The following is a 16,648-nucleotide window of genomic DNA, read 5'->3' as shown; positions in this document are numbered from 1 at the left end:
AGTTGCCGACGACGCTCGTGGCGTGTCCTGCGTGTGGCACGGTGGGTCTTCCAGAGCGGATTCAGATTCACGACTGTTGCTGTAGAGTGTTGCAAGAGTACTAAAACACTATTTCAAAAATATATTCTATCATATAGCTACTGTCTTCTTGGATATTCTGCTTGGATGTGATCTCTGGGTATCTCTCGAAACGAGTGTGTCACTGATTGGTATTGATACATCGAGAACCGCTTATACTGCCTTTCCTGCCAGTATAGCCATTTTGGGCTAATAGAGATTACCTACAAAGGCTAATGCGCGACACTTTGGCCGGCCTACTGCTTAGCCACCCGAATTAGAATGTTTAAACACTATATGGCTCTGTTTTGTGTCTCTACAACTTCTGGACCTGATATTGCAGTCGCCCACCTGTAGTAATACTATCGAACTGGTTGTTACTCTCTTCAGACGGTTCTATTTTATTTTCTCATCATACTAGAATATATATTTACCACAATACTGTTCCTGTATTCCGTGAGACACTACTTGGGAGTGGTTAGTCGGCTACTCCACGCGGTACCAACACGAAACGACTCGACTCCACTCGACTTCGAAGGCAACCGCGTACGCGATGAGAAACGCACCCAGCCAAGAAAGGCCCGTCTGCAGTGTCGGGTACAGGCCACCGACGTGACCGTCTCCACTCATGACGAGCGTCGTTACTGTGATTCCGATCGCCAACGCAACCACCGTGAACCCCACCTGCCGGCGATAGCTGGGTAGCTTCGAGTAGTTGATGAGGGTCGCAACGACGAGCGCCACGGCGATAGTTGAGATGAGACTTGTACTCGCAATGGGTGTCGGTCCGACCGCTTGGTTGACTACCGCTCTGACACCGATGCCGAGGGAGTACTGGAGGATGAGAAAGGAGACGATGCCACGACCCACCTGCTGTAGGAACCCCGAGACCGCTGTTTCGGTCGCTGACTCAGATTCGCTCACGAGTCACCCTCCTCGGGCGCGGCGTACCCACGGACCGACTGGTGGGACCTGACGTAGAGGTTCCCGTCAGCACTCGCCATGCCGTCGATACCATCTGTCGTCCCCGACAGCGTGTGACGAAGCCGAGTAGAGCCGTCGGTCGTGTCGAGCGCAATCACCACACCGTCGCCGGGGACGTACAACGTCTCACCGGCGATGACAGGCGAGACGAACGGGGTAACTTCGCCAACCGAAACTGACCACTGCGGATCCCCGGTTGCGGCGTCCACCGCGACGGCGACGCCACCACCAACACCATAGACACGCTCACCATCGGTGACCGGCGAGATTGATTTGGCACCGTCGGCGACCGCGGTCTGCCACACGACGCTCCCGTCGCTGGCTGCGAACGTGGTCAGTCTCGCCCCACCGGCGTAGACCCGCCCCCGGCTAATTGCAGGCAGCGCGAACGCCTCGAACTGCGGCGCGTCGGCGGGCGCTCGCCAGTGGACGGAGCCATCGAGCGGGTCGCGGCTGACTAACTGCCGCCGGTCGCTGTGGGCTGTCGTCGCAGTGAGGAGCAGCGGGGAGTCCACGTGGCCGTCCGTGGCCGACGCGAACGCGAGCGGGACTTCGGCGGTCGACCGTGTCCAGCGCTCGAAACCCGTCGACCGGTCAAGCGCGACGAGTTGGTCGTCCGACCCGCGAGAGATGCCGACGACGACGAGGTTGCCGACCGGGAGGACGTGCTCGAAGCTGCTGGTCGTGCGAAACGCCCACGTCGACTGACCAGTGGTCGCGTCGAGTCCGTACAGCGTCACTCCACCGACAACGTACAGTTGGTCGCCGCTGATGGTCGGGCCCGTCTGGAGGAACTCAAAAGGGGCGCGACTAGACAAAAAGCTCGGGGCGTTCTCTCGGGGACGCGTCCAGTCGGGACGGCCGTCAGCACTCGCCAGCGCCCGCACCGTGTACCGACCGACCGTGTACACCCGGTCGTGTGCAGCGACGACTCCCGGAGCGACGACGGGCGCGGATTCGACTGGTTGTCGCCACGCTTCGACGAGGCCGTCTTGCGGGCCGGGACGTGGTTGAAAGCCGGTGCGCCGAGGGGACCGTTTTGCCATCGGCCACTCACCAGGGGGGACCCGACTTTCGAGACGGACCGGAGGGCGGACGGCGTCGGTCCCGAACAGGGTCCCGAGGCCGATCGAGGCAGCACCGCCCAGCGAGGCAAGCAAGCCCCGTCGAGAGACGAGCGATTCGGAGGGCATACTCGCTGTTTTTCCTGACTCGGTATTGTGTCTGGCGCTCTCGTTGACACGATCTCCCCTCTATCGACGCTATCGGGCGGAGTGCGCTTGTTGGGTGCGGCGACGCTACCGGACCCTGCAATGGTGTTATGATGATGGTTTCGGCACACGATAGCGATAGTGAGGAGTCACTTTCGGCGACTCGACCGCTGGCTCAGTACTCGGTTTCGGGGACAGGACGCTATCTGTACGGCTCTGTTGCTACGTCGTCGACCCTCGTCCTTACTTCGCTTCGATCGCTATCGTCTGTGTTCGATCCCGGAGCAGAAAGTTCAGTCCGTCAACGATAGCCACTCGGTCAGTCGTGGTGAAGTACTCCCGCTAACAGATAGATGCCGACTCCGAGTACCACTGCGAGGAGTACGACGAGGATGAACTGTGTAAATGATGTCACAGCGATGGCTATCAACGTCGCCGCACTCATCACACTCACTGCTAGTATTCGCGTAAGCTGTGTCGCCTGGTTTACCTGTCTGCGAGTGTCGCCACTCTGTGTGTTCTCTTCAGTAGGCATATCTTCGGTCGCACCGTCTCGTTCGGATCGGGTGCGCCTCCTACTGAGATTGTTGTGCGAACGACACATAAGCGATTGGTCACGAACTTTGCCGCTTTCTGAGCGGTCTGTGTTGGTGACCGAGACGTGCGTCGTCTCGTCACCAACACGAGAGGCGAAAATCAGCTTCGCTCAGGCCAATTCGTCGTAGACAGCAACCGAGAAGGTGAGCATAAACGCCGATACAATACTGCCGATCCCTACAGCAAGGAGCCCGACAACTACGAGTAACGGCGTCGAAAGCGGCGGGAGGCCAATCATCGATGTGGCCTCAGGGCTGGCTACCAACGAAATGCCGCCGTAGATGCCGCCGACCAACATGCCGATTACCAGCGCAACCAACGTGTAGCCGCCAACCGCGAGAAGGTTTTCTCGGACGATACGATAACTCCGCTTGAACGATGCGATTGCGGACGCACCGCTGATAACGATTGCTTGGCCGTAAAATTGGAGCACGAACACGGTAACGAGATACAGCAGTCCCGCGACTGCTGCCAGTCCGATAAAGACGATTCTGACGGATCCATGGCCCACAACCGCACCGATACCAGATCCAACTCCGACTGCACCGATGACACCGTTGACGACAACTAAGACGATGTAGGCGACTAGCAACTGTACATAGTTGGCCTTTCCATCGCTGACGAATCGTGATAGTGAACTGCGCGTCGTGAGGGCTTCGTTGGCCATCCCGAACATTCCTCCCTGAATAAATGGCATTCCGAGTAGGAGAATGAGTGAAGATCCCAATGAGTACAGCATCGACACGAACGGATACGTCGTCTGTAACAGCAGTTGTGGTAGCACTAAGACGAACACGATCAGCTGTGGGATTACGAGACCAGGGGCGCGTTTGAGCGCACCGGGTGTCCGTTGGAGGGCTTGGAGGACTCCCATAATCGAACGTAATGGGTCAGGCACATAACTTCCCGTGCAAACGTTCTGTCTCGGAACTGCGGCGACTCCCGCGAATCGACTGGCTGTCCTCGTTTCAGTGTGGCAGTTGTACGGCTGTGACACCCACTCGTGAGTTCTCGGTATTCTCTGACTTATTTTTGAGACCAACATGACATCCTTCTCGCTGTGAACGGCGAAGCTTCTGGATGGTGGTATGCTGGTACGACAGCGATTGTGGATACATCCGTGTTTGGTCTCTGCTGATGATGGGCGTTACAACGCTTCATACACCATTCTATCACTCGGTCTGAGAGGTGGGTAACCAGCCGAGTTCCTTTCTGAAGAGTACAAGAGAGCCCGCCCCAACTTCACTCCACGTTGACGATAGGTTCTTGTCACTCGGTGAGAGCTTCGACGTATGGATGGCAAACGAGTCCTCGTTACTGGCGGTGCCGGATTCATCGGCTCGAATCTCGCGAACCACCTCGCCGACGACAACGAGGTCGTCGCGGTCGACGACCTCTACCTCGGGACGCCCGACAACCTCGACGACGCGGTCGAATTCCACGACGCGAGCGTCCTCGACGACGACCTCCCGACCGAGGGCGTCGACGTGGTGTTCCATCTCGCGGCGCTGTCGTCGTACAAGATGCACGAAGAGAATCCGACGAAGGGTGCCCGTGTCAACATCGAAGGCTTCGTGAACACGGTCGAACAGGCCCGGAAAGACGGCTGCGATACCGTGGTGTACGCGACGACGTCTTCGATTTACGGGTCGCGGACGGAGCCCTCGCCGGAAGACATGCCCGTCGAAGTCGCGGACGGGCTACGAAGCGTCGAAGCTGGGCCGCGAACGCTACGCGGAGTACTTCCACCACCACTACGACATGCAGCTCGCGGGAATGCGTTTCTTCTCGGTGTACCAGGGCTTCGGCGGCGCGGAAGAACACAAAGGCGAGTTCGCGAATACGGTCGCGCAGTTCACCGACAAAATCGCAAACGGCGAGTCGCCGGAGCTGTTCGGCGACGGCACCCAGACGCGTGACTTCACGCATGTGGACGATATCGTCCGCGGCATCGAACTCGCCGCCGACCACCGGCTGCAGGGCATCTACAACCTCGGGACTGCCGAGAGCTACTCGTTCAACGAGATGGTCGAGATGATTAATGAGGTGCTCGGGACGGACGTCGAGCCGGTGTACGTGGAGAATCCGTTCGAGGTGTACGTCCACGACACGAAGGCGGACTACTCGAAGATACACGACGCGACCGGATGGGAGCCCGAAGTCTCGTTCGAAGACGGTGTCGAGCGGGTCTGTGAGCCGTATCTGTGAACTGAAAGGACTACTCGTTGATGCGGATTAGCGTGTTGACGTGGGTTCGGCCTCGGTCACGGCTGTGACGTGGGCGAGTTCGACTTCCTCCGCGTGAGCTTCGACTGTCTGGAACTGACTTTTTGCCCACTCGACCGAACGCGGCGAGTTGTTCACCAAGAGACCAGCAATGCCGTAATCGCCATAGATGATGACTCCTGCAGCCGTCTCATCAACGATCCACAGACCGAAGGAGAACGGGACCGTCGCTCTGTGAAATCGCACACCACAATCACGAAGCAACGACTGCGCGAACTCGGGGAACACCTCTCGAAATGATTCGAGGACATCATCAGCAACCAGTAGCTCTAAGCCGTACTTTTCGCGTTCACAGAGCCGGTTGTACACGACTCTCGTACACCCGAATACGTCACGAGGTGCGATAATTCGAACTGTCGTCCCGCGAGTCGTTTGCGTAATGAACTGTTCGAGTATTTTGCAGGGCGCTGCTGCTTCCGCTTTGTGTACTGTCACCCCACGTAGAAAGTCGTAATTGAGCACCCCCTCTTGGGCCAACTGTTCGAGAAATACGTCCGCCTCCTCGAACGAGGCCAATTCTGTTAAGTATGACTCACGGACGCGTACGGCGTGCCGTCCGAACGCAGTCGCCTGCCACTCCCCACCGTCATATTCAGCGAGGGATTCCTCTTGGAGGTCTCGAAGACCACGATTGACTGTCGATCGCGAAACATCCAGCGTTGTTTCGAGCTGACGTTTCGTATATGAGGCCGTGCACAACTCGGCGAGCATGCTGTGACGGGTTTGGAGGGTCGAAATGAGAGTCTGAGACGGGCTACCCATCGTAGTCCAGAAAATGTTATTCGTCTATAATAAATCTAACTTCATTTAAAAACCAACTGTCGATCCGTGCGTTGCGACGGTGAGTTGTGCAGAAGGCGAAGGCTCTATCTATTCGACTCATCATATGCAGCTCCTCCATGCTATTTCTCAGTAAATGAAGTAATGTTGATGAATGGTAACAACTCCACTGAGGCAAGCCCTCATGACCGACGATACGCACGACGACGACACGAATCGAAATTCACCGAACAGCGCATCCAACTGTACTGCCGGCTCACCACAGCCGACTCGGACTACACGGCGGGGTGCGATGAAAGCGCTCGGCGCGTTGAGTTTCGGCTCTATCGTCGCCACGAAGGGAGCGAGAGCACAGTCATCGGACCGGGTTTCGAAGTCCCTCGCACGGGCAATGGCCGAGGCAAAGGTCGAACAGCTTGCGGGTGACGATGAACTACAGAAGTGGAATCGTACCGACGTTGGCTCCGCAACGCTGTTCAAACTCCCCGTTTCGGAGAACTCGACAACGAACTTCGAACCGGCAGTATACGTCTTCCCGGTTACGAACGAGAAGGGTCATATCGTTATCTCCGCGCGGAAGCAGCTTCCACCCGTGTTGGGGTACGGCACGAGCCCTGCACCCCAGTCACGCCTGCGTCGTCTCTCGAACTCGGCTATTCACGACAGTCTCACATTCGACGAGACGCTGCTCTATCTGGGTGGGATGTCGTACGGTGTCGCAGCGACGGATCCGACTGCTGGCGATGACGAGCAAACACGGTTCGTGGACCTTCGAACCGGGCACGCACGTCCGCTCCCGACCGTAAGTGGCATCCACCGGTTTGAGTCCAGCACTCACGGAGCAAAAACTGAGTGGCGTACGGTCCAGGAGGCATCACCAGAACAGCACGTCCGCCAGATAGGTATCCAGCGAAGCACGGACGAAGATGTGCCTGGAGTCCCGAACTGGACTGAAGGCGATACCGATGATTCGTGGAATGAGTGGGACGGCTGTTCTCCGATTGCGGCATCAATGGCCATCGGCCACCATGAAGGAACCTCCTATTCTGACCGAGACGCTCTCATCGATAGCCTTCATCAAAAGATGAGTACAAGGGACGTCCCCGGCGCGGGTAGCGGACTGACCATCCCCGGCGATATCCCGCGGGGCATTCGAAAGTACGATAGCGGTGACAACGACTACGAATCTCCGGAAAACAACTTCGTCGATGTGGGCCTAACTCGACCAGAGCAGACGAAAAATCAGATCGACGATGGTAACCCGCTTCTGTTGTCCACGATGCCGCTGGATGTCTCGCTCGTCGGGCATACCGAAACCGTGGTCGGCTACGATGACGCGAGCAATTTCTACTACAAATGCCACGACACCTATGGCGGCACGAGTTGGATCCGACATAAAAACTGGCTCACGGGGTTCACGACGCCAGTTACGCCAGCGTAGACAGTACTCGTCACAAACAATTTACATCCCCGCATCCAAGCCAAAACATGTCATTCAATGACAATCTCTCCATCCGAATGACCGAGGTTGCGCTCTCGGTTGCAACCCTGCTCGTCGTGGTGGTGCTGCTCGCCATCCCACCGGTTCAGCTCTCGAGTATCGCCGCCGGTTCGCCCGCCGGTATCGCGATTGCACTCGGGATTTGGGCGGTACCGACGCTTCTCGGTGCCGTCGCACTCTATCACGTGTACGCGGGTCCGCGACGACTCGCCTCATACCTGACCGGCGGACTTAGCGTCCTCACACTCGGTATCGTTGTGCTGAACGTCTCTGCGGTCCTCACGACCGACGGGGCGTTCACGTACGGCGGCTCTGGTGCGTTCGCCGGCCCGATTATCGCGCTCTTCATCGCGTCCCTGCTCGGGTTCGTCGTGCTGGTTGATACCGGTGTCACGGCTATTCGGTCACCGACGCAGTAGACGCGTTCCTCGGTGTGGCTTTTTTTGTCTTTGCGGCTTCTTTCGGAGCAGGTGCTGTTTCGAGCGTATCACCCACGTCGACGATATCGTCCGCGGCATCGAACTCGCCGCAGAGGAGCGACTTCAGGGCATCTACAACCTCGGGACTGCCGAGAGCTACTCGTTCAACGAGATGGTCGAGCTGATTAATGAGGTGCTCGGGACGGACGTCGAGGCGGTGTACGTGGAGAATCCGTTCGAGGTGTACGTCCACGACACGAAGCCGGACTACTCGAAGATACACGACGCGACCGGATGGGAGCCCGAGATTCTCGTTCGAAGAAGGTGTCGAGCGGGTCTGTGAGCCGTATTTAGAGTAAGTGATTTGACGGGAGGGCGAGTACATTTCGTATGCTTTCCACGTCGGTGCCTGCCGTTTTTGGACGTAGATTTGAGCATACGAAATGGACTCTGCGCTTCTCGTGATGACGACTACGTATAGATCTCGTCCGTCGTCGGACTGAGACCCGAGTGAGAGTGTATTTCGTATGCTATCGTCTGAGCTGTCTTGCGGTTTCAACCAGGAAAGAAAGCATACGAAACGTACTCTGACTCGCCTGTCTTCAGCTATCATCTTCCGAATGAGAGAGAGTACATTTCGTATGCTTTCCACAGTGTGAAGCGTTCTACTACTGAACGACGGCACATCTCGTTTGCTTTTCCCCAACTGCATTGGCTTCGATTGGTCGACGAGTCACCCATTCCGACATTACAAGAACAGATGAAGTCATGGGGGGAGGGGGTACGACCACCTCGATTGATTCTCGACTGTGGTGCTCACCACGTCTGGCTAGTTAGCGACGTGGTCCCACTCGTACTGCTCGGCGTAGTTCGTTTGACGACGCGAGTGCGACGATGCGATGGACACAACCACTAACTCAATTGACGTTCGATACTGCTAGCTGTGTCCGCGATCTCTCTCCTGTGGTCTGGCGTTGCCCTCCAAACACCTCCGTTCCGTGTCGGTGTGCGCGAAACGCATGTGACCGGGCTCGTGGTGCTCGTCAGCCTCATCTTCGGCGGGATGTATCTGTACACTCGCTGGCGTCAGTATCTTCGGTAGACACAGCTACCGACGCCCGTTGCTTCGTCCTCGACGAACATCACCACCCTCCGTTGATGGCGCGCTCGTACGCCGCCTCAGCTTGGTCGGCGACGCTATCCCAATCGTACTGGTCGGCGCGGTTCGTGGGTTCGGTCGGTGTCGTCTCGTCCTAGTTTACTCAGGGTGTCTGATAGCGCAGGTTCCCAGTCGATCTTGTCACTCGTTGCGAGGGGTGTCCGGTCTCTGCTTCGTGATTCGGTGAAAGTGAATCGATTACGTCTCGTCGCCTGGTGTAGGTGAACAACTGCAGGAGATCAACAACCAGTAGACCAGTAAGAGACTGAATTACGAACGCCCTTGATCGGTCTTGAATCGGGTAACACTGTAGGCGATGAGTGCAACCATCCCGAGGATAAGTGCCGGTTCGAAGTCCGTACTCAGGTATAAGCCCGGAGTTGGTGGATGGATTCGAGTAAGCGGCCAAAGGAGTGGATAGGACAATCCAGTCGGTTTCAACAGAAAGGCGTCCGCGATGAGGTGCGACGCAGCACCTACTGAGAGGAGCGTGAAGACGCGGAGGCGCTCTGACTCAGAGACAAGAAGAACTCCAATGAGGACCGAACACAAGGCAGCACCGGCTGTGTGAAGACCAGTCCAGTCAAACGGAGTTCCAAGCAATTGTTCAACCTGAGCGCTCGGAATTAGTAACATGATCTTGGTCATGTCTGGGATGAACGCCCCGGCCATCACAACGGTGACGTACGGACGCGAAATCCACTCGTAGCGCCACGAGGCGAGCGTGGCAATTGTGTATGCAAGAAGGGCGTGTGCGAGCAGATCAGGCATCGTGGTCCTCCGTATGCTTGGGTCGGGGTGCAATGTCACGAATCCCAAGTGGAGTCTCTCGCGGCACGAGTGACCACGTCTCGTCGAGACGCCATGACCGAATGATTCTACCAAGCACCCACAGGCCAGCGAGGAACGAAACTGCGTACATGTATAGATAGTTCGCCGGCGAGACGGTGTAGGCGTTCAACGAACGGATTGTCCGGTCTGGTTCGACGACGCCGTATACTGAGAGACTGTCACCCTGTTGTGCATCGACAGCGGCGTTGGTGACGCGGACACGGACATGTTCGCCAGCTCCGTACTCGGCGCTGATCGTGAGTGGGTTAGTATCGGTGACCGTACCTGTGAGACTCACCTGGTCGCCGACCCACGCATCGTAGTCTGTGCCCAATTCTTCCGAGCCGGGGTATGCACCTACTTCGGGTGTAGGAGCGAGTGACCCAAACCAGACCATGAGTCCAAACAGACACCCCAGTAAGACGAGGATACCAACAATCCGGCGACGTGAAGGGTTGGGCATTAGATGTTACTTTGGAGGTTAGCCGATAAGTGTTCACGACTGTGGTGTGTCTCTCGGATCAAACTGGCACCTACCAACTGCCGTCAACTGCCCGACGATACGCCACTTCGGCCTGGTCGGCGACGCTATCCCAACCGTATTTTTCGGCGCGTTTCGTCGGTTCGGTCGGTGGCGTCTCCCCCGCGAGTGCTCGGTCTAACGACTCGGCGACCGAATCCACAGTCGGCTCGGCGAGATAGCCCGCGTCGCCGATGACTTCACTCGCTGCGGATTCGGGATGCTGGACGCCGATAACCGTACAGTCGGCGGCCATCGCTTCGGCGTAGGTGATGCCGAATCCCTCTCTCGTACTGGGCGAGGCGAACACGTCCGCGGCGCGCATCTGGCCCAGCACGTCTTCGTACTCGTCGAGGAAGCCCAGCATACTCACGCGGTCGGCATGGTCCAACGTGCTCGCCTGTTGTTCGAGACGGTCAGACTCCGGGCCGTCACCGACGACGCCGAGGGTCACGTCGTCGTAGTCGTCGGCCACGCGGTCGAACGCATCGAGAAGGATGGAGACGTTCTTGTCGGCGATGAGCCGCCCGGCGAACAGCACGTCGAACGAGTCGTCCCCGTCGGGCAGTGGGGCGTTTCGAATCTGGTCGACGTCGATACCGTTCGGGACGACTTCGATTGTGTCCCTGTCGCGGCCGATGTCGGCGAGGCGGTCGGCGGTGATACCCGAGACGGCGATGGGATGTTGGGGGACTCGGACGGTGAGGTGTTCGGTGACCTTCCCGAAGGGTGCGAGCATGCCGAGGTAGTCGCCCCAGTAGTCGCCCCACACTTCGTGCCAGGTCGTGACGACGGGCACGTCGGTGCCAAGGGCGGCGAGCTTCGAAGAGAGCACGGGAAAGTACGGAAAGACGGAGGCGACGACGAGGTCGTGGTTCTCGTCGTGGAGCTGCTTGGCGAGCGGATAGGCGAGTCGGGCGGCGAAGTCGAGCGCTTCGGTGATGGAGCGACGGTCGTCGGTGTAGAGGTCCGTTTCGGGCGCGACCGCGCGGAGGGTAACGCCCTCGTGGGAGGTCTCTTTCGGGCCGTCCCAGAAGTGCCGGCCGTAGATGGTGACGTCGTGGCCTCGTTGTGCGAGTCGGGTGGCGATTTCGTGGATGCGCTTTTCTGCGCCACCAGTTATGTAGGGGTAAACGACGTTCGAGACGAAGGCGAGATTCATATTCTGCCTCGGTCTGTGTTGGTTTCCAGCATTCGTGTTGGCCGATTTGTCGTGTAGATAAGATAAAAAAGAAACTATTGTGTATGTGCCGGGAGACGGAATTGACAATGAAGATACTTCAGACGCCTGTTCGGTTTCCTCCCTATATCGGTGGCGTAGAATCTTACACGCACGACATGTCAAAAGAACTTGTCGAACTGGGGAACGAAGTGACTGTTCTTTGCGCGAAGGCCAAAGAAGAATCTGCTTACGAGGAGACGATTGACGGTGTTGACGTTAAGAGATTAGATGATATTGGCAAAGTTGCGCAGACAAATATCATGCCGCAGTTTCCGATTTCGGTGCTGCAGCATGCACGCCAGGCGGATATCATTCACACTCATATTCCGACTCCTTGGACTGCTGATTTCAGTGCTCTCGCTGCCAAAATCACGGGGACACCGCTTGTCGTCACCTATCATAACGATATTGTTGGGAATGGTTCGATTGATCACGTCGCCTCGGCTTACAACCACACCGCATTGCGGTTCACACTCGCGGCGGCGGACAAGATACTGATTACGCAACCCGACTACTTAGAAAGTTCAGATCACCTCCATCGGTATGCTGAGAAGGTTGAGGTGAACAGCAATGGCGTTGACGTCGATACGTTTCGACCAATTGATGTTGATGATAAAGACGTCGAACGACTCGGATTTTCGAATGAATCCCCCAATCTCTTCTTTTTAAGTGTCCTCGATGACGTTCACGAGTACAAAGGACTTGACGTGCTGTTAGAGGCTATGTCTCTCCTTGTAGAGAGGGATGGTACGACTCCGAGACTTGTTGTTGGTGGCGGCGGTGAACTAAAACCGGAGTACGAATCTCTTGCATCTGAGTTGGGCGTCTCTGAATTTGTTCATTTTACTGGGTATATTCCTGATGAAGATCTTGTAACCGCGTATAATATCGCAGATCTATTCGTGCTTCCTTCACTCTCGTCCGATCAGGAAGGGTTTGGCCTTGTGGTTCTCGAAGCGCTTGCGTGTGGGACTCCTGTTGTGACGACAGAGGTTGTCGGGGTTTCAGACCAGATAGTGGATCACGATTTGGGTAGTTTAGCTCAGGTTGGTGATCCTGAGTCGTTAGCAGAGACCATCATTACTGAATTACCTCATTCAAATAAGCAGATTCGCGGTAGGGAACTATGCAAATCACAGTACTCTTGGAAATCGTCTGCAAATGAATTGACTCACATATACCAGAGACTTATCTGAGTGCATAATATTGTCATGTGACTTCGCAGCCATCTGTACCTGATTAAGACTAAGTGTGAATCATTTATACCCCAATGCTTCAAGCTGATCTTGTAACATAGCATTTGTTTCTTCAATCTGACCAACTTTATCACTGTTTGGGAGGTGGCTCTTTAACTCCTCCTCGTGGTGATTTTGATCTGTGATTTCTTCTCCAGATCCACTCTTAACTTTCAAGCTCAACGTGACAGAATCCTCCTCAGAATGAATGATTTTAGAATCCTGGTAGTAAACGGCCTTTCTTTCAGTACCATATCTACTGCCCTCGCAAATTACGTGTCGGTCCGAAGGAATATCTTGGAATACACTTCTCCCGTTAAAACTATCAGTCTGCAATCCAGCGCCGTGCAGTAATGTTCTGGGGATATCTTTTAATGAGATCCAGCCCCCCTCATAGGTGGCTTGCTTTGTTGGATGGTGAATCCCAAACGGAACTCTAGCAACCATATCCCACGGCGTTCCTCCATGTCCTGCACCAGGTGCATGTGGTGCAACTGTGAAATTTTTATCTTCTTCCCAATGTTCGTAGAAGGCTTCTCCGTGATCTCCAGTAATTACTATGAGGGTGTTGTCAGATATCGATGATATAAGTGGCTGAAGAATCTCTTCGAGGTAGTTTAGTGCTGCTGCATAGAGCTGGAACCGATTGTCCCTCCAGTTCAATGCTTCAGTTGAACCATCATATCCTCTATACCAATCATTGTAGTATTCCAAAGAAGTATCCACATTGTATTTCTTCAAATATTCATCCGGTGGACTAATTGGTGCATGTAAATCACCAAAGTGTAAATATGAAAAAGACTTTGATTGCTTCCCTCTCCACCCCATATAATCGTCAACTACTCTCTCTGCATCTGCATCACCATACAACTTATTTTTTTGGTACCAACCTCTTGCAGCAAGAAACGGGTTTATGAAAGATGCACCTAAATATGTATTAAAACCTGATACCTCAAATTCGTGTGCAATTGTGTGCTCTGTTTCAATCTGTGTAGGCATTACCATATAGTCGCTGCTTTCCCTCACTTGAGCAGTCCCTCCATGTTCATGAGGATATTCTCCTGTGTGGATACTAGTCACAGAAGGAAAAGTCCAAGGTGCAGGTGCAATCGCAGTTGAAAAATCTACGGGCAAGTTAGGTACATGGTCTGGGCGGAGAGCGTCAATCACAATAACCAAGACATGGTCGATTGCAGTCTGTGTCTCACCTCTGTTTGTAGGGTTCTGGTGAGACCAGTCCGCCCTTTTACTCATGTACTTGTAATAGAATGGCCCAACTATTCTCCTTAAATCAATGGGAGACCTCGTATATGCATAGTTCGCGACTTTTCGAATATTATCTGCCATATGTCTCTACTGGGTGTATGAGCTATTCAAAATTATATGTTTTGACGAATTGACAAACAAGCCATCCCCTGATAATCTGATTTCAATTCGCTTTAGCACCCATCGTGTACTTTACTAACAGTACTAGGCGTGACTGAACCAATGTCCCAAATAATAGATCATCGACCAACGGCCGAATCTCTATGATATTCTGTTCATATTGCTGGTTAGCTGGGCATCTCACTAATGACCCCCTCTATTGCGGTTGGTTGCACAGGCTCCATAAGATGCAACAAGAACTATACTGAATAACGACAATTAGCCAGTATGAAAGCAGTCGTTTTAGCCGGCGGTGAGGGGACCCGACTCCGTCCACTTACTGAAGATAAACCAAAGGGAATGGTCGAAGTCGACGATAAGCCTATCCTGACCCATTGCTTCGAGCAACTCGCTGAACTCGGCGCTGACGAACTCGTCGTCGTCGTCGGCTATCTGAAAGAACGAATCATCGAGTACTACGGCGATGAATTCCAGGGGCTCCCTATCACCTACACCCACCAACAAGAACAAAAGGGGCTTGCTCATGCTCTTCTGGAAGTCGAAGAGCACATCAACGACGACTTCATGCTGATGCTCGGCGACAACATCTTCAACGCCAATCTCGCAGATGTTGTCAATCGTCAACAGGAACAACGAGCTGACGCGGCCTTCCTCGTTGAAGAAGTCCCGTGGGAGAAAGCAAGCCGGTACGGCGTCTGTGACACGAACAAGTACGGTGAGATTACCGACGTCGTCGAGAAGCCGGATGACCCGCCGTCCAACTTAGTGATGACGGGCTTCTACACGTTCACACCTGAGATCTTCCACGCGTGTCATCTCGTGCAGCCGTCGAACCGCAACGAGTACGAGATTAGTGAGGCGATCGACTTGCTCATCCACAGCGGACGCACAATCGACGCAATCAGGCTCGATGGCTGGCGGCTCGACATTGGCTACCCCGAAGACCGCGATGAAGCAGAAGAACGATTGACTGGCGAAGTCGCTGAAGCACAGTAAGCGAAGCCGGTCAACCTTGGCTGGTGCGTCCGTTTCTTCATTTTTTCCGAGTATTTGATATGACCTGCGTGGGACACACGGAGTAATGGAACTCTCTGTCATCGGGAGCGGCTATGTCGGAACGACAATCGCCGCGTGTTTCGCAGATCTCGGTCACACAGTCGTCAACGTCGATATCGACACAGAGATTGTCGACGCAATCAACCGGGGCGAGCCGCCGATTCACGAGGACGGCCTCCCCGAACTTGTTGCGGCGCATGCAAGCGAAGACAGCACGGGCCGACTACGGGCAACCACGGACTACACCGATGTCCTTGGGACGGATGTTACGTTCCTCTGTCTCCCAACACCACAGCAAGCCGATGGGGAAATCGATCTCTCGATTATGGAGGCCGGGGCAGAACAACTCGGCAAGACACTCGCACAGAAATCCGAGTGGCATACAGTTATTGTGAAAAGCACTGTCGTCCCAGGGACGACTGAGGAAGTCATCACACCCCTACTCGAAGAGGCGAGCGGGAAAGTTGAGGGCGAACAACTGGGAATCGGGATGAACCCAGAGTTCCTCCGTGAAGGGACTGCAGTTCAAGACTTCCGTAATCCCGAAAAAGTCGTTCTCGGTGCGGACAATGACCGAGCACTCGAAGATATGCACGAGGTGTTTGCACCACTCATTGCTGAAACTGACCCCCACGTCGTCGAGACAAACAGCCGGACTGCGGAGATGATTAAATATGCCAACAACGGCTTTCTGGCAACCAAGGTCTCACTGATCAACGACATCGGAAATATCTGCAAAGAGTTCGGTGTCGATGCCTATGAGGTTGCGGACGCGATTGGGCTTGATGACCGTATCGGAGAACAGTTCCTCCGAAGCGGACTTGGATGGGGTGGTAGTTGCTTCCCGAAAGACACCAACGCGATCATTCACGCGGCCAAGCAGCAGGGCTACACACCTCCTGTTCTCGAAGCCGCGGTCGAGGTGAACGACAAACAGCCAGAACGATTATTGTCCTTACTTGATCAGCACGTCGATGTCACTGGGCAGAAAGTGGCTGTTCTCGGGTTAGCGTTCAAACCGGGGACGGACGACATTCGGAACTCCCGTGCAATCTCGGTGATTGAGGGTCTCAAGGACCGAGGTGCATCTATCGCCGCGTACGACCCTGTCGCGGCGACCAACATGCGCGAATACTTCCCGGATATTGAGTATGCGGACTCCGCTGTTGATGCACTTGCTGATGCCTCTGCATGTGCCGTGTGTACTGACTGGGATGAGTTTGAGGTGTTAGACGAGGAATTTGATCAGATGGAACAGCAGGTTGTTGTTGATGGAAGGCATACCGTTGTGTCAACAGAGGGACTCACCTATCAGGGCCTTACTTGGTAATTGGTGGAGAATAAGCCATCTCTGTGGAATTCGCAGAAAAACCAACTTACCGATAGCTAATCATGGAACGTGGT

Annotated in this window: 13 protein-coding genes and 2 pseudogenes; 7 read left to right on the top strand and 8 right to left on the bottom strand. The window is 54.9% G+C overall.

What is annotated here, in order from left to right; all coding sequences use genetic code 11:
- Positions 1 to 543 precede the first annotated feature (543 nt).
- From ATB1_RS14755 to ATB1_RS14740, 3 genes are all read right to left on the bottom strand, one after another.
- Positions 544 to 981, bottom strand: a complete 438-nt coding sequence (locus tag ATB1_RS14755) for a hypothetical protein (protein ID WP_042665047.1) — start codon at positions 979 to 981, stop codon at positions 544 to 546.
- The gene (locus tag ATB1_RS14750) at positions 978 to 2,234 is read right to left on the bottom strand and encodes a PQQ-binding-like beta-propeller repeat protein (protein WP_042665044.1); all 1,257 of its coding nucleotides are present in this window, start codon (positions 2,232 to 2,234) and stop codon (positions 978 to 980) included. The genes ATB1_RS14755 and ATB1_RS14750 overlap by 4 nt, the downstream gene beginning before the upstream one ends.
- A 724-nt stretch (positions 2,235 to 2,958) precedes the next feature.
- The gene (locus ATB1_RS14740; protein WP_241768277.1) at positions 2,959 to 3,723 is read right to left on the bottom strand and encodes a hypothetical protein; all 765 of its coding nucleotides are present in this window, start codon (positions 3,721 to 3,723) and stop codon (positions 2,959 to 2,961) included.
- A gap of 418 nt (positions 3,724 to 4,141) precedes the next feature.
- On the opposite strand from ATB1_RS14740, the pseudogene ATB1_RS14735 reads away from it, so the two are divergent.
- A pseudogene (locus tag ATB1_RS14735) lies at positions 4,142 to 5,057 on the top strand (NAD-dependent epimerase/dehydratase family protein).
- Between the two features lie 27 nt (positions 5,058 to 5,084).
- Here the strand turns inward: ATB1_RS14735 and ATB1_RS21725 are convergent.
- The gene (locus ATB1_RS21725; RefSeq protein ID WP_128081480.1) at positions 5,085 to 5,444 is read right to left on the bottom strand and encodes a hypothetical protein; all 360 of its coding nucleotides are present in this window, start codon (positions 5,442 to 5,444) and stop codon (positions 5,085 to 5,087) included.
- 655 nt (positions 5,445 to 6,099) lie between these two features.
- Here ATB1_RS21725 and ATB1_RS14725 point away from each other — a divergent pair.
- The 3 genes and pseudogenes from ATB1_RS14725 to ATB1_RS22500 all read left to right on the top strand — a co-directional run.
- Positions 6,100 to 7,356: a Spi family protease inhibitor gene (locus ATB1_RS14725; RefSeq protein WP_198526118.1), complete on the top strand. Its 1,257-nt coding sequence runs from the start codon at positions 6,100 to 6,102 to the stop codon at positions 7,354 to 7,356.
- A gap of 47 nt (positions 7,357 to 7,403) precedes the next feature.
- Entirely contained in the window at positions 7,404 to 7,835 is a 432-nt protein-coding gene (locus tag ATB1_RS22505) for a hypothetical protein (protein ID WP_042665032.1), read from the top strand.
- 70 nt (positions 7,836 to 7,905) lie between these two features.
- A pseudogene (locus ATB1_RS22500) lies at positions 7,906 to 8,194 on the top strand (NAD-dependent epimerase/dehydratase family protein); the annotation flags it as partial.
- A 1,070-nt stretch (positions 8,195 to 9,264) separates the two neighbouring features.
- Here the strand turns inward: ATB1_RS22500 and ATB1_RS14710 are convergent.
- From ATB1_RS14710 to ATB1_RS14700, 3 genes are all read right to left on the bottom strand, one after another.
- Positions 9,265 to 9,765, bottom strand: coding sequence for a metal-dependent hydrolase (locus ATB1_RS14710; RefSeq protein ID WP_042665026.1), 501 nt, complete (start codon positions 9,763 to 9,765; stop codon positions 9,265 to 9,267).
- Positions 9,758 to 10,288 carry a hypothetical protein gene (locus ATB1_RS14705; protein WP_042665023.1) on the bottom strand — a complete coding sequence of 177 codons (531 nt, stop codon included), beginning with the start codon at positions 10,286 to 10,288 and terminating at the stop codon, positions 9,758 to 9,760. Before ATB1_RS14705 ends, ATB1_RS14710 begins: the two co-directional genes overlap by 8 nt.
- A gap of 70 nt (positions 10,289 to 10,358) precedes the next feature.
- Positions 10,359 to 11,507, bottom strand: coding sequence for a glycosyltransferase family 4 protein (locus tag ATB1_RS14700; RefSeq protein WP_042665018.1), 1,149 nt, complete (start codon positions 11,505 to 11,507; stop codon positions 10,359 to 10,361).
- Between the two features lie 107 nt (positions 11,508 to 11,614).
- Here ATB1_RS14700 and ATB1_RS14695 point away from each other — a divergent pair, with 107 nt between their 5' ends.
- Positions 11,615 to 12,763 (top strand): glycosyltransferase family 4 protein, encoded by a 1,149-nt coding sequence (locus tag ATB1_RS14695; protein WP_042665161.1) that lies wholly within the window; start codon positions 11,615 to 11,617, stop codon positions 12,761 to 12,763.
- 60 nt (positions 12,764 to 12,823) lie between these two features.
- On the opposite strand, the gene ATB1_RS21015 is transcribed toward ATB1_RS14695, so the two are convergent.
- Positions 12,824 to 14,149, bottom strand: a complete 1,326-nt coding sequence (locus ATB1_RS21015; RefSeq protein ID WP_082256439.1) for a sulfatase-like hydrolase/transferase — start codon at positions 14,147 to 14,149, stop codon at positions 12,824 to 12,826.
- A 306-nt stretch (positions 14,150 to 14,455) separates the two neighbouring features.
- Here ATB1_RS21015 and aglF point away from each other — a divergent pair, with 306 nt between their 5' ends.
- Both aglF and aglM read left to right on the top strand, forming a co-directional pair.
- Positions 14,456 to 15,184, top strand: coding sequence for a UTP--glucose-1-phosphate uridylyltransferase AglF (aglF, locus tag ATB1_RS14690; RefSeq protein ID WP_042665017.1), 729 nt, complete (start codon positions 14,456 to 14,458; stop codon positions 15,182 to 15,184).
- An 85-nt stretch (positions 15,185 to 15,269) separates the two neighbouring features.
- Positions 15,270 to 16,574, top strand: a complete 1,305-nt coding sequence (aglM, locus tag ATB1_RS14685) for a UDP-glucose 6-dehydrogenase AglM (RefSeq protein WP_042665015.1) — start codon at positions 15,270 to 15,272, stop codon at positions 16,572 to 16,574.
- Positions 16,575 to 16,648: the final 74 nt, after the last annotated feature.

It is taken from the genome of Haloferax sp. ATB1 (assembly GCF_000730175.1).
Note: the sequence above shows the minus strand (reverse complement) of the source record. Positions and strands in the feature narration are given on the sequence as shown.